This window comes from Flavobacterium sp. K77, from assembly GCF_021608205.1.
Taxonomy (GTDB): Bacteria; Bacteroidota; Bacteroidia; order Flavobacteriales; family Flavobacteriaceae; genus Flavobacterium; species Flavobacterium turcicum.
In genome coordinates this window covers 273,739-287,598 of the sequence record NZ_JAKIHO010000001.1, presented here as the reverse complement: position 1 = coordinate 287,598, position 13,860 = coordinate 273,739, and the positions used below count along the sequence as shown (strand labels likewise).

Sequence of the window (13,860 nt, the reverse complement as noted above, 5' to 3'; positions counted from 1 at the left end):
ATTTTTTTATTTAATGTTTGTGTACTGCGTTATTTTAATTATTGTTTTCTTAATTACCAAAAGTATATCTTAGCGTAAATTGTGCTTGCCAAACATCAGATACAGATGCATTTTTTTGGAAAGTATCTTTTGCTAAAAATCTTCTACCTTGATTATCCGTTTGGAAAGCCATTTGGTAACCTGGGATAAAGTTGTTTGTACTACTAGGAGCTTGATTTACAACCAAAATATTGGTGTTTGTTGCTCTCTGTGAAACTCCCCATGAACGGTTTACTAAATTAGTAAAGTTTAAGATATCTGCTCTAAATTGAAAACTATTCTTTTTACCTCCAATGTTAAGAGAAAAATCTTGGGTTACAGATAAATCCACTCTGTGTAGCATTGGCAATAAGTTTTCATTTCTATCTACATATTGACCTCTTTTTTTAGATAAATAAGGATCTTGATCTATAAACTTATCAAAAGCTTCCATTTGCTGAGCTTCTGAATATAAAACGATTGTAGAACCACCAAGGTTTTGAGTAATTGGAACAAAACGTAAATCACTAGCTTTATTAGGAACAAAAAGTAAGTCGTTTCCGTTGATACGATCACCGTTTAAGTCTCCACCATATACGTATGAGAAAGAACTTGATTGCTCACCGATGTAACCTAAATTAATTGACGTTGCCGCTCCTAACTTATTTCCATATTGAATTTTGTAACCCAATATACCTACCATTCTATGAGGAGTGTTGTTATTAGACAATCCTAGCTTTTGGTCATTATTACCATTGATAGATCTAACACCAGTCCAGCTACCTGATGCTGTAGAACCTGGAGATAACAAATCATTAGCTTGAGAGTGCGTATAAGCAAAAGATCCCCATAATCCTTTTTTATAAGGATACTCTAATTTAATTGTAGTTGAGTAAAAATATCCTTTATCAGTGTTACTTAAAAGTATACCATTAATAACATTATTGTTTATTCTAACACCGTTATCATTTCCAGCAAACAATGGTCTATTATCAGGACCATTAATTGTTCCTACTGCATTTTCAAAATTCGCATTAGAATATGCTGTTTCATTTATATTTTTACTAAAAATACCTTCAATTGTACCTGTAAATCCAAATGGTAATTTTTGGTCTACTGCAATTGTTGTTTTCCAAACTTGTGGAAACTTGTAATTTTTATCAGTGAATGCTAAATCAATAGTACTTGGTAAAGTTGGTGTACTTGGCGTAAAATATTGACTTGGGTTAACAGTAAAACCGTATCCTCCAGAACCAACATTGGCATCACTTGCGTCTACTAAACCAGTAAGAATACCGTTATTTCCAATTGCGTTAGAAAGAAACACTAATGGAGGTCTTCCTGAAAATAATCCAGAACCACCACGAACAATTGTTCTTGCATCTCTTGTAACATCTAAATTGAAACCTACTCTTGGTTCAAACAAATACTGAGTATCTGGCATATCACCAGTATTGAACTTAGCACCGTTTGCAAAAGTTAAACCTGAAACTAAAGGGTTCTCTAAAGCTGTATCTTTAAACGAAACTCTTGTTCCTCTTATACCCACAGTAACTCTTAATTGGTCACTAACTTTAAAATCATCTTGAAAATATAAATCTATTTTATCAGATTTTAATACTTGTAAAGGCTCAGCACCTCCAGCTAAAGCTGAATATCTGAATTGCGTTCTTACTGGTAAATTGTTTACAGAAGGCGCACCATTTAAAGCAATAGACTCATTCGCTGCACTATAAAACTCATCTAAAGAGTTGAAGATAAATACTCCATTTGAACCAGAGAAGAACAAGTTGCTTGATTCAAAATGCTCATAATTAGCACCAAATAATAACGAATGCTTTCCAACTGTTTTTGTTAAATTATTCGTGAAGTGTAAAGTAGAATAATTAAGTTTATTTCCTTGTGTAAATGGATCTAGACCAGCACCAATAAAATTCAAATTACCTACTGTACCTGCATTACCACCTGAAGGTGCAGTACCGTTTTTAATATCAATAGTTGGAAACAAACCTCCACCAATTAAACCTCTATCTTCAATTTGTTTGTCATAACCTCCAATGAAATTATTACTCCATGAATTAGATAATTTACTATCTAATTGAACTACGATAGATCTAGTATTATCTAAAATTGTATAACCACTATTTCTATATGACATTGAGTTAACATTTGTTCTTCTGTTACCAAATCCTAATGAATTAGAATTAGAAGTTAATTCATCAGAAGAAGAGTCATGATGCACATATCTTACAGAAAACTTATTATTATCATCGATATTCCAGTCAATTTTTGCTAGGAATTTTTTTGATATTCTTTCTGCATCGTAGTTTTCCCAAGGACCTGTAGTGTAATTAAATTTCTCTTGTAGAAAAGTTGAAAGTGCCTGCATTTGTTGAAAAGTAGGAGCAGATACTTGTCCACTTGGCTGTGGAGAACCTGTTGCTGTCCATGTAGTTGCTGGACTTAAATTGTTGATTGTTTCAAAATTTCCAAAGAAAAACAATTTGTCTTTAATGATTGGAGCTCCAATTCTAGCACCCAAAATATTTTCTTCAAATTTAGCAGGTACAATTCTAATTTGACCAGCTTTAGTACCTACAAATTCTTTCTTGTTACTTCTTGTTGATGTGTAAACAGATCCTTCTATTTCGTTGGTACCACTTCTAGTCACACCGTTTATTCCTGTTCCTGTAAATCCAGATTGACGAACGTCAAATGGAGCTACACTTACTTGCAACTGCTCAATTGCGTCTAATGAAATAGCTGTCGAACCTGTTCTACCTCCTGCTTGCGCATCAGATCCAAGTCCAAAACCATTATTAAAAACAGATCCATCAATAGTAAAATTATTCAATCTTGAATCTTGTCCTCCAAAAGAACCTCCGCCACCTGCATTGGCATTGTATTTAGTTATCGAATTGATCGATCTTGCTCCAGTTACAGGTATCGCTGTTAATTCTCTGTTAGAAAATTGTTGTGAAGCACCAGTTTTACCTTTGTTGAAAGCTCCGTTCGATTTATTTGAAACCACAACAACCTCTTTAAGCGTGTTAGAAGCTTCCTGAACAACTACATTTACACTTATATTGCTTCCCAAAGGAGCATTAATTTCTGTAATTTCTGATGTCTTATACCCTATATAGGTAACAGTCAACGTGTAAGGACCTCCTGGTCTCAAACCTTGTACTGAATAACCACCATCAAAATCAGTTGTAGAAAAATACTTTGAGCCTGTAGGTTTGTGAACAACCATGACTGAGGCTCCGGGTAAAGCCTCTCCAGTATTTGACTTAACCGTTCCAGACATAGCCGAGGTAGTAACCTGAGCATGACCAAGAGCCGATAGGAAAATAATCAAAATAAAAATAATTCTTTTCATTTTTGCTTTTTTGTTTAGTTTAAAAATATTTGGCAAAATTATAACATTTTTAGTTTAGTAAGTTAACACAAGGTTAAGAAAGCTAATTTGGAAGGATTAAAAATTGAAGTAATAATTAATTTTAAACTATAACGATTGAAATTTTAAAAATATTCGCAATAAAAAACATAAATTGATAAATTAAATGCAAATATTAAGGAATAAAATAAAGTAAAAAAAATGCAATTTTTCAGTTGAAATCATTTAAAAAGAGACTCTTAACCATAAAAAAGCCTCAATAAATATTTTATTGAGGCTTTTGTTATTTGTAATTAGTTCAAAACAAGAATGTTTTCAAACAAATTGATGAATCAAATTTTGATTTATTTGTTTTTTAAAAAATATTCAAGTAAAAAAGTAGTAGAACTATCATGTGTGTTAACAGACTTGCTCTCAATTTCATTTAATATAGAATTTGCCAACTGTTTCCCTAATTCAACTCCCCATTGATCAAAGCTAAAAATATTCCAAATTACACCTTGAACAAAAATTTTATGCTCGTACATAGCAATCAATGAACCAAGAGAAGCAGGAGTTAATTTTTGAATCAAGATTGTATTAGTCGGTTTATTACCTTCAAAAACTTTAAAAGCTCGTAACTCATTTGCTTTGGCTTCGCTTAATCCTTGTTTATCGAATTCAGCTTGAACTTGCTCAGCCGTTTTTCCGTGTAACAATGCTTCTGTTTGTGCAAAGAAATTAGACATTAACTTGTCATGATGATTTTCGTCGCCATGTAGAGAGGATACATATCCAATAAAATCTGCTGGAATCAATTTGGTACCTTGATGAATTAATTGAAAAAAGGCGTGTTGCGAATTCGTACCCGGCTCTCCCCAAATAATGGTTCCGGTTTGATAGTTTACTTTTTGACCATCACGACCAACACTTTTACCATTACTTTCCATAGTGCCTTGTTGTAAGTATGGTGCTAATTTTTGTAAATATTGCGTGTACGGAATAAGCGCTTCACTTTCGGCACCAAAAAAATTATTGTACCAAACGCTTAACAAGGCTAAAACTACTGGAATGTTAGCGTCAAACTCGGTAGTTTTAAAATGCTCATCCATAGCATTCGCACCTGATAGCAATCGTTCAAAATTAGCATATCCCACAGATAGACTGATAGAAAGTCCTACCGCACTCCATAACGAAAAACGACCACCAACCCAGTCCCACATTGGGAACACTGCATCGGGATCAATACCAAAAGCTGTAACTTTTTCGATATTGGTTGAAACTGCAACAAAATGTTTGGCAATATCCGCCTGACTTGTACCAAACTTTTCGGATAAAAACCACTTTTTAATAGTTTCTGAATTCGTTAAAGTTTCTTGTGTGGTAAAAGTTTTTGAGACAATTACAAAAAGTGTGGTTTCGGGATTTAGTTTTTTAATTACTTCCTGAACATGATCACCATCTACGTTAGAAACAAAATGCACATTCAAATGATTTTTGTAATACGCAAGCGCCTCAACTACCATTGCTGGCCCTAAATCAGATCCACCAATACCTATATTCACAACATCAGTAAATGGTTTACCCGTGTATCCTTTGCGCGCTCCAGAAGTAACTTCATTCGTAAAAGACTCTATTTTGGCTTTAACCTCATTAACCTCTGGTATTACATTTACACCATCGACTAGAATAGTATCATTTGCAGAAGCGCGTAAAGCGGTATGCAGTACGGCTCTATTTTCGGTTTGATTGATAATTGCACCTCCAAAATATTCTGCGATAGCTTCTTTTAAACCAACTTGATTGGCTAATTCAAGCAATAACGGAAGTGTTTCGTTAGTTATGATATTTTTAGAAAAGTCTACCAAGAAATCATTCCATTGCAAGTTAAACTGAGCTGTTCTGGTTGCATCTTGCTGAAATAAATCTTGCATTTTTGCCTCTTTCATAGTTTGAAAGTGCATTTCTAACTGTTTCCAAGCAGCAGTAGCCGTTGGATTTATTGTATGTAAAGCCATTAAATTGGTATTTGTAGTAAAATTTAAAGTACAGCAAAAATACTTAAAAATGTTGGAATCGTTTCTACCTACATTAGGATATAACAATATGAAGCAAAAACCTGCATTTTATAAAAAATCAAACAGTAGTTAAAATCAGATCCTAAGAAAACGCTGATTACAAATTTGCAATACTATCCAATTCAAATTTAAGCGGTGTGATTTGCTTCATGAAACGATCTTTATTAGCACCCGACATAGGTTCGCCCGAAGGTAATTTTAATCGAAGCGCATCGACCTGTACGCCATTTTTCCAGAAACGATAGCAAACATGTGGTCCGGTAGCTAAACCTGTACTACCAACCAAGCCAATAACTTGACCTTGGGTAACACGTTGCCCGCGGCGAACCAAAATTTTAGACATGTGCAAATACTGTGTAGAATAGGTTCCATTGTGTTTTACCTTAACAAAATTACCGTTGCCTGCTGTGTAACCACTTTGTTCTACCACACCTCCGGCAGTAGTAGTTATAGGTGTGCCACGCGGTGCTGCATAATCAGTTCCTTTATGTGCTTTCCAGCGATGTTGTACCGGATGAAATCTGCTGGATGAAAATCGAGAAGAAATACGACTGAATTTTATAGGCGACTTTAAAAAGAAATTTTTGAGTGTTTTACCTTGTTCATCATAATACTCTACTTTATCACTATTGGAATTGGGTTCAAATGCGAATGCGTAAATTATTTTGCCTCGGTATTCAAAGAAAGAAGCTTCTAACTCTTCGACACCGTCATAAATGGAGTCATTGATATACCGTTCAGTAAACGTCAACGCAAAACGATCCCCTTTTTTCAATTTCATAAAATCGATAGAATAGGCGTAAATTTTAGCAATTTTACTAGCCAGCGCGCCTTCAATTTTTTCGTTACCCAAAGTTTCTGATAACGATTCTTTTAAAACACCACCAATGGTGCGGCGTTTAATAGTAACCGGTTTTACTTTTTTATAAACAGCAATGGCAGTATCTCTAAAATCAACAACGTAGTAACTCAAATTATCGGGTTGATAGATAAAAACTTGAAGGTCGTTTTTTTTGTTTTTAGAACGTAGTAAAGTAAACGGTTTGTTAATACGAATGGACCGCACATCAAAACTATCTTTCACTTTAGCGATGATATCATATACTTGTCGGTCGCCAATATTTTGAGATTCTAACAATGTCCCAAAGGTATCTCCTTTTTGAATCGTGTCGTGTACCACATTAAAATCAGCGTACACAAAACCGAACTCTCCCTTTTTTGGAACAATTGTTACTTTTTTTTCTTCGTTTACTTCTTCTGATTGTTTACAAGAAACCATTGTAAACACTACTAATATTATTATAAAAATTTGTTTCAAACCTTCTTTTTTAATTCAACCTAAGCTTCCACTCCCCAATTGGCTAATTCATCATCAGTCCACAACTCTGGGAAAAAAATTCTCCTTTGGTATTTAGGATGCATGTATTTTTTCCAATCACTACCACCTGTTGCCTCACCGTCTCCTTGCCCACTTTGATCAATATATTTCTTTGCAGTGTTTAGATGCTGCATAACCCATGTGATGTTTACCGTATGATCATAATGACGCATGGCTTGCACTAATTTTTCATTCTTTTGATCTTCAGTAGGCAACTGTTTGAATTTTTGCCAAATGTTAATCGTATTATATTCTTCCATGTGAGCTAAAAAGTCTTTTTTGTACTTTCGCTCAAACTCTTCTAATAAATAGGATTTTTTACCAGTGTGATAATCTTTTCCAGCTGCTTGCCAATACAAATGTTCTAACGCAAATTCATAGGATGTATTACGATCAATTGATTCACGATAACGAGCATCAATCAAATTTATCAAATCAGTAGATGCAAATTCAATCAGGCGGTATTGCGCACTTTGAAAACCACTAGCCGGTGTAAGTGTGTTTCTGAACTTCATGTATTGATCTACTTCCATTCCGTTACCCATAATATCAAATGAAGTAGTAAGCATGTCAAAATAACGACTTACTCTACTCAATCTTTCGGTAAAAAAAGCGGTTGAAATATTGTCTTGATACGCTATTTGTTTGATTTCCCAAAGAATCATTTTAAACAAAAGTTCGTTGACCTGGTGGTACATGATAAATACCATTTCGTCTGGCAAAACGGTACGTTGCACTTGTAAATTAAGTAAGGCATCGGTTTGAATATAATCCCAATACGTTATGGGTTTAGACCACAACAAACCTTCCAGGTGCGTTTCTGTTTTTTGATTTATAGCTTCGTATTTACGGTCAATTGCTGATAGAATCGATTCTGATTGATCGGTATTGCTCATTATTTTTTTGTTTTGAAAGCTCCTTTCAAGCCTTTATATGCATCTAAATCTGCTTTGATGGAACCTACTGCAAGACTAGCTTTTACCCTAAGTGGTAATTTATTATCATCGTCTGAAATCCAAACGGTAACACTTTCTTGCTCTTTAAAAACACGCCCAGATTGCACGAGCGGTCTAAAAATCATAGCAGGCACGACCCCAAATTTAGTACTTATATTTTCTCGACCAATGAACTTTAGCCTGAATTTAGTAGTTTCGTCATCAAAAAACATGTCGATTGCGATAGATTCGCCTACATTTAACTTATCAATATTAGGATGATTCCTTAAATAATAAAAGGTAGATAAAATGTCTTGTGTATTTTTGGGAACGCTAAAGGATTTTTCAGTCTTATTTTTATAGTCTTTAACCGTAACTTTATTAGCGGTTTGATTGATAAAACCTTCTTGGTTTTTAACATATCCTCCCTCGTTTATTTTTCGAACAAATTGGTACGGATTACGAGTTTCTTTGTCAATATAGGTTTCATATAAGTCATCAACTTTAAAGAAAAAGCGAGACATTCCAGTGGTATACCCTTTACCAATTATATGATGTGTTTTTTTGGAGTTGAGAGAAGCATCTTTTACTTCGAGTGTAGCGTATCCGGCATTTACAAATCCGTAATGGATTCTTAATTTAAACCATTCGCCAGTAGTGTAGGCATCTTCTTGAGGCGTATCAAAACTTAAAGAAAGTAGCAGTACAAAGATTAGTATTAATTTTTTCATTACTTGATGTATCGTTTAGAACTGCTTGTGCAAATTTTATTCCAAATATATCAAAACAAAAAAACTCAGCCAATAAAGACTGAGTTTTTATGCTATTAACTAACCAAAAAACTATAAACTATGAAATTTATATCAACTCGGAAGGAAACCACCCCTTCCGTTTTGCGAGTGCAAAGGTAGCTAACAAATCCAGTTATTTTGGATAAAAATAAAGTTTAACACATCATCAATAAAGAATAGTGTTTAAAGTTGCTTATTTTTTTGCATAATGTAAAAAAAAGCAACTTTTATAGCGTTCCTCGCAATTGCTGTTCGCGTTCAATTGACTCAAAAAGGGCTTTAAAGTTACCTGCACCAAAGCCTTTTGCTCCCATTCGCTGAATTATTTCAAAAAACAAGGTTGGTCTGTCCTGAACTGGTTTGGTGAAAATTTGCAACAAATACCCATCTTCATCGGCATCAACCATGATGGCTAATTTTTCGATTTCACTGATGTCTTCTTTCATCATACCCATGTGAGCGCCTAAACGTTCTGGGATTGCTTCATAATAAGTATGTGGCGGCGCTGATAAAAACTCAACACCTCTTGCTTTTAATTGGCTCACGGTTTTAATGATATCATCTGTAGCAATAGCGATGTGTTGAATTCCTGGACCTCCGTAAAAATCTAAATATTCTTCAATTTGAGATCTCTTTTTACCTTCGGCTGGTTCGTTGATTGGGAATTTAATACGTCCGTTTCCGTTAGACATTACTTTACTCATCAAGGCTGAATATTCGGTATTGATTTGTTTGTCATCAAAAGAAAGGAAGTTAACAAATCCCATTACTTCTTCGTAGAACTTTACCCAAGTATTCATTTCGTTCCAACCTACATTTCCAACCATGTGATCAATGTATTTTAAACCGGTTGGCTCTGGATTATAATCCGATTTCCACTCTTTGTAACCTGGTAAAAATACACCGTTGTAGTTTTTACGCTCTACAAAAATATGCACGGTTTCGCCATAAGTGTAAATACCAGAACGTACTACTTGACCAAACTCATCTTCTTCTACAGTTGGTTCCATAAAAGAGCGTGCACCACGTTTCATGGTTTCTTCGTAAGCACTTGTAGCATCTTCAACCCAAAGTGCTGCTACTTTTACACCATCGCCATGTTTTTTTAAATGATCATGTAAAGGCGAATCTTGTGTTAATGGCGTAGTTAACACAATTCGGATTTTATCTTGCTTTAAAACGTAAGACGTTCTGTCTTTTACTCCTGTTTCAAGACCCGCATAAGCTAAGGATTGGTACCCAAAAGCTGTTTTGTAGTAATGTGCCGATTGCTTAGCGTTACCTACATAAAACTCTACATAATCTGTTCCTAAAAGTGGCAAGAAATCTTGCGCTCCTTCGAATATTTTTTCTAGTCCGTACTCTACTGATTTTACTTCTTTTGACATGGTATTTATTTGTTTTTGAATTCTTTTTTAGACGGGAATCTCATAAAAGAATTGATTTGTGATTTTGTTAAAATGGTTCTGAATGCTGTGTTCCTAGCCCTGATGGAAGCGACATCCTTTTTCTGGCTTCTTTAGCCAGGAAAAGATATAGCGTACAGCAGGAAATAGCTCCTGAAATCTTAAGCGAAAGATTATTTATTCCACCCAAGATTTATAGTATTGACCATCGTCAAGACCCATAGCCTCTTCGGTAACCATCAGCGGTCGGAAAGTATCAACCATTACGGCTAATTCTTCGGTTCCGGTGTGACCAATACTTCGCTCCATTGCTCCTGGTGCAGGACCATGTGGGATGCCTTTTGGGTGCAATGTGATATGACCTTGCTCGATATTGTTTCGCGACATAAAATCGCCATCAACGTAGTACAAAACCTCATCACTATCAATATTACTGTGGTTGTATGGTGCTGGAATTGATTTTGGGTGGTAATCATACAAACGCGGCACGAAGGAGCACACTACAAAAGTACTGGTCTCAAAGGTTTGGTGTACCGGTGGCGGTTGGTGTACGCGGCCTGTGATAGGCTCAAAATTATGAATACTGAAACCGTATGGGAAATTGTAACCATCCCAACCAACAACATCAAAAGGATGCGTGGCATAAACGACTTCATGCAGCATGCCCTCTTTTTTAATTTTAATCAAGAAATCGCCTTTTTCATCATGCGTTTCTAGTTCGTTTGGCAAAATAAAATCGCGTTCGCAAAAAGGAGAATGCTCTAAGTGCTGACCCGATTCGTTTTTATAACGTTTTGGGGTATAAAACGGAACAAATGATTCTACATAAAACAAGCGGTTGTCCTCTGTTTCAAATTCGATTTGGTAGATGATTCCTCTTGGGATAATAAGATAATCACCATACTCAAAAGGAATATTACCTAGCATGGTACGCAATTTTCCTTTTCCTTTATGGATGAAAATCAGTTCATCAGCATCGGCATTTTTATAAAAATACTGTGTGAGTGATTTGCGTGGAGCTGCTAGACCGATTGTACAATCCTTATTGACCAATAAGGCTTTGCGACTGTCTAAAAAATCGTCTTCTGGTTTTAGTTCAAAACCTTTTAAAAGTAATGATTTAATGTTTTTACCGATGGCAATTTTTGGCTCAACTGAATACGAATTTAAAATTTCTTTTACTTGTGTAGGCCTGTGAACGTGGTAGGATAAAGACGAGTGTCCGTGAAAACCCTCTGTTCCAAATAGCTGTTCGTAATAAAAACCACCGTTTGGTTTTTCGAACTGCGTGTGTCTTTTTTGAGGGAAAGTCCCTAATTTATGGTATAAAGGCATAATTTTTTGTTTTAAAAGTGTAACTAGATCAAGCTGGAAGGCTCTTCATTTTGTTATTCTAAATCAAAAAACAGTGCGCTACTCAGGATTTCTCTTGATTAAGAATTGTAGATACTCTAATAAACCTGTCCAATTTGTTTTCATTATCACAAATATCGTAATTATTTTGAAACTAAATTAAATTTAAAACAAAAAGCCTATACTGAACCAAGTAAATCCTTTAGGCAATTCAGGAGACCACGTATATTTTACTTCTATTGGTCCAATAATGGTTTCTAAGCCATAACCAACTGCGTATCCTGAATATTTAGGAAGAGATACCCAGTTAGTCGATTCAAAAATTCGGTCTCCAATATTAGCAAAATTAGCTGAGAAATTGACATGATTCTTTTTCAAGAATTCATAGTCAAAAGTACCTGTAGATTTAATGTAGCTATTACCCACCACACTCAAATAATCATAGCCGTATAAAAATTTAAAATTATTTACGGTGCTAAAACCGTAGCCACCCAAAATAAAATTAAAAAATGAAATGCTTTGTTTACCAAAAGAAAAACCAGCATCGGTTTCGAACTTAAAAGTGGTTTTATTGAAAACCGGTGTTACAATAGAGAAATCACCTTTGGCGATGGAGAACGGTTGAAAATTTCCGGTATAATTGGAGGATGCGAAATACGTTTGTACATCACCTGAAAAGAACCAACCTTTTTTGGGGAAATACTTATTGTCATAGGAATCGTATTTTAAGTAACCAAACAAACTGGTGTAAGTGCTGTTATCAACTATTGGATCAACATTCGCCAAAGTTTCGGATTTGATTTTTAAGTATTGCAATTCAAGACCGCCACCAATTAGGAACTTTTGAACAAATAACGACTGAAAATACAATTGATTAATCAAATCAGAGTAATTAACATTTACCGTATTTATATTGGGATTGGAACTGGCAATAGGACTAATTGCTGCAGCCACATTGCGACTGAATTGTGTGAAAGTTGACTTAAAACCCAAACTTAAATTGAAGCCATTTTCGATGTAATAATCAAAGTTATAGCGGATATTATCTCCTAAAATTACATCAAGCGAAGCCACATCATTTTTTAAAAGCGCTTTTTTACGGGTTAGGTTAACCAAAACACCACTCTTAAATAAATTGTCGTAATGCATACCAAATTTCAAGTAGGTTTTGGTTGGGTTTTCTTTAAGGTTCAAACTCAAGTTAACCTTGTCGTCTTGATTTTCTAATGAATAGGATATTCCGCTAAAGTTTTGTGTCGCATTGATGTTATTAATGCCACGAAGCAAACCGTCGTAAGTGATTTTTGAATCAGGTTTAAAACGAAGTTTACTGCTTACATACTCTTTGGTATAATTCGTTAATTTTCCGTAATTGATTGAACCAATGTGCAGACTATCAGTAAGCACATTCAACTTGGGTTTGTGATACACTTGACTTGAAGCTACTAATTTTTTTATTTGCTCATAGACCCCAAAAGCAGCTTCTTCGCCTTTGCGAATAATTTCTTTTCCTTTATCGAATGATACTACGCCGTATTGCGAAATATCGGGTTTGATGTAGACATCTGTATTGGCGATGTTTTTTTTCATGCGATCAATAGATTGCAAACTTGTAATTTGCACTAAGATTTTCGTAGCATCTTTGAGCTGAGTTCGATCGAGTAAACCATCTTGTACATCGACACCAATGATGATGTCTGCGCCCATTTTTCTAACTTCTTCAATTGGATAATTGTTCACAACTCCACCATCAATCAATATTTTACCGCCAATTTCAACAGGTGAAAACAAGGACGGAAAAGCCGAACTCGCAATCATGGCTTGCGCCAAATTGCCTTTGTTTAGTAATACCTCGTCACCAGTTTCGATATTGGTTGCAATACATATAAATGGCGTTGGTAATTGATTAAAATCGCGAATGTGTCTTACATTACGCGTAATGCGACTTAGTAAATTGTAATTGTACATTCCCTTTGACAAAGCCTCAGGAATTCCGATTTTGAGTTTATTAAAAGGCAAAATAAGCGGATACAACTCATCATTCCGGCGTTCGTAAAAATTTTTTGAAGAACGAGGAATAAAATCATTAATCAACTCGTTAAAATTAGTGGTTTGGAAAATCGAATCGATTTGTGCCGCGTTGTAGCCCGAAGCATACAAACCTCCAATGACAGCGCCCATGCTAGTTCCGCCAATGTAATCGACTTTTACGCCTGCTTCTTCTAATACTTTTAAAACTCCGATGTGCGCAAAACCTTTGGCGCCGCCGCCACTCAATACCAAGCCAATTTTAGGTTTTTTATTTTGTGCAAACGTGTTTGTGTTACCGGTAAAAAACGAGAACAATAGCAACAGTAAAGTACTAGACCACGTAAAGCCCCAGATAGCAGTGTAAAGCCGTGATGACAAAAAAGCTATTTTTTCTTGCAAAGCAAGAGCGACGGTAGAAGCTCCTTGGTTTGCAGTAGAAAAAAAGCTTTTTTGCGGAGCGCTTGAAACGAATAGCTGGAATAGGCTCATAAGGA

At 35.2% G+C, this 13,860-nt stretch carries 8 protein-coding genes; all 8 read right to left on the bottom strand.

Annotated elements, in window-relative coordinates; genetic code table 11:
• Positions 1–49: 49 nt before the first annotated feature.
• Positions 50–3,397 carry a TonB-dependent receptor gene (locus L1S34_RS01300; RefSeq protein ID WP_166132783.1) on the bottom strand — a complete coding sequence of 1,116 codons (3,348 nt, stop codon included), beginning with the start codon at positions 3,395–3,397 and terminating at the stop codon, positions 50–52.
• 362 nt (positions 3,398–3,759) lie between these two features.
• Positions 3,760–5,412, bottom strand: a complete 1,653-nt coding sequence (pgi, locus tag L1S34_RS01295) for a glucose-6-phosphate isomerase (protein ID WP_236362313.1) — start codon at positions 5,410–5,412, stop codon at positions 3,760–3,762.
• Between the two features lie 157 nt (positions 5,413–5,569).
• Positions 5,570–6,751 carry a M23 family metallopeptidase gene (locus tag L1S34_RS01290; protein WP_370637573.1) on the bottom strand — a complete coding sequence of 394 codons (1,182 nt, stop codon included), beginning with the start codon at positions 6,749–6,751 and terminating at the stop codon, positions 5,570–5,572.
• 59 nt (positions 6,752–6,810) lie between these two features.
• Positions 6,811–7,746: a tryptophan 2,3-dioxygenase family protein gene (locus tag L1S34_RS01285; protein WP_236362311.1), complete on the bottom strand. Its 936-nt coding sequence runs from the start codon at positions 7,744–7,746 to the stop codon at positions 6,811–6,813.
• Positions 7,746–8,516, bottom strand: a complete 771-nt coding sequence (locus L1S34_RS01280; RefSeq protein WP_166132779.1) for a DUF3108 domain-containing protein — start codon at positions 8,514–8,516, stop codon at positions 7,746–7,748. The genes L1S34_RS01285 and L1S34_RS01280 overlap by 1 nt, the downstream gene beginning before the upstream one ends.
• Before the next feature lie 287 nt (positions 8,517–8,803).
• Positions 8,804–9,964 (bottom strand): 4-hydroxyphenylpyruvate dioxygenase, encoded by a 1,161-nt coding sequence (gene hppD, locus L1S34_RS01275; protein WP_236362309.1) that lies wholly within the window; start codon positions 9,962–9,964, stop codon positions 8,804–8,806.
• Between the two features lie 195 nt (positions 9,965–10,159).
• Positions 10,160–11,317: a homogentisate 1,2-dioxygenase gene (locus L1S34_RS01270; protein ID WP_236362307.1), complete on the bottom strand. Its 1,158-nt coding sequence runs from the start codon at positions 11,315–11,317 to the stop codon at positions 10,160–10,162.
• Between the two features lie 183 nt (positions 11,318–11,500).
• Positions 11,501–13,855 carry a patatin-like phospholipase family protein gene (locus L1S34_RS01265; protein WP_236362305.1) on the bottom strand — a complete coding sequence of 785 codons (2,355 nt, stop codon included), beginning with the start codon at positions 13,853–13,855 and terminating at the stop codon, positions 11,501–11,503.
• Positions 13,856–13,860: the final 5 nt, after the last annotated feature.

What these genes read in the sequence shown, in the direction of transcription:
- L1S34_RS01300 (WP_166132783.1), bottom strand. Translation starts at nt 3,397, where the DNA reads ATGAAAAGAATTATTTTTATTTTGATTATTTTCCTATCGGCTCTTGGT.
- pgi (WP_236362313.1), bottom strand. Translation starts at nt 5,412, where the DNA reads ATGGCTTTACATACAATAAATCCAACGGCTACTGCTGCTTGGAAACAG.
- L1S34_RS01290 (WP_370637573.1), bottom strand. Translation starts at nt 6,751, where the DNA reads ATGGTTTCTTGTAAACAATCAGAAGAAGTAAACGAAGAAAAAAAAGTA.
- L1S34_RS01285 (WP_236362311.1), bottom strand. Translation starts at nt 7,746, where the DNA reads ATGAGCAATACCGATCAATCAGAATCGATTCTATCAGCAATTGACCGT.
- L1S34_RS01280 (WP_166132779.1), bottom strand. Translation starts at nt 8,516, where the DNA reads ATGAAAAAATTAATACTAATCTTTGTACTGCTACTTTCTTTAAGTTTT.
- hppD (WP_236362309.1), bottom strand. Translation starts at nt 9,964, where the DNA reads ATGTCAAAAGAAGTAAAATCAGTAGAGTACGGACTAGAAAAAATATTC.
- L1S34_RS01270 (WP_236362307.1), bottom strand. Translation starts at nt 11,317, where the DNA reads ATGCCTTTATACCATAAATTAGGGACTTTCCCTCAAAAAAGACACACG.
- L1S34_RS01265 (WP_236362305.1), bottom strand. Translation starts at nt 13,855, where the DNA reads ATGAGCCTATTCCAGCTATTCGTTTCAAGCGCTCCGCAAAAAAGCTTT.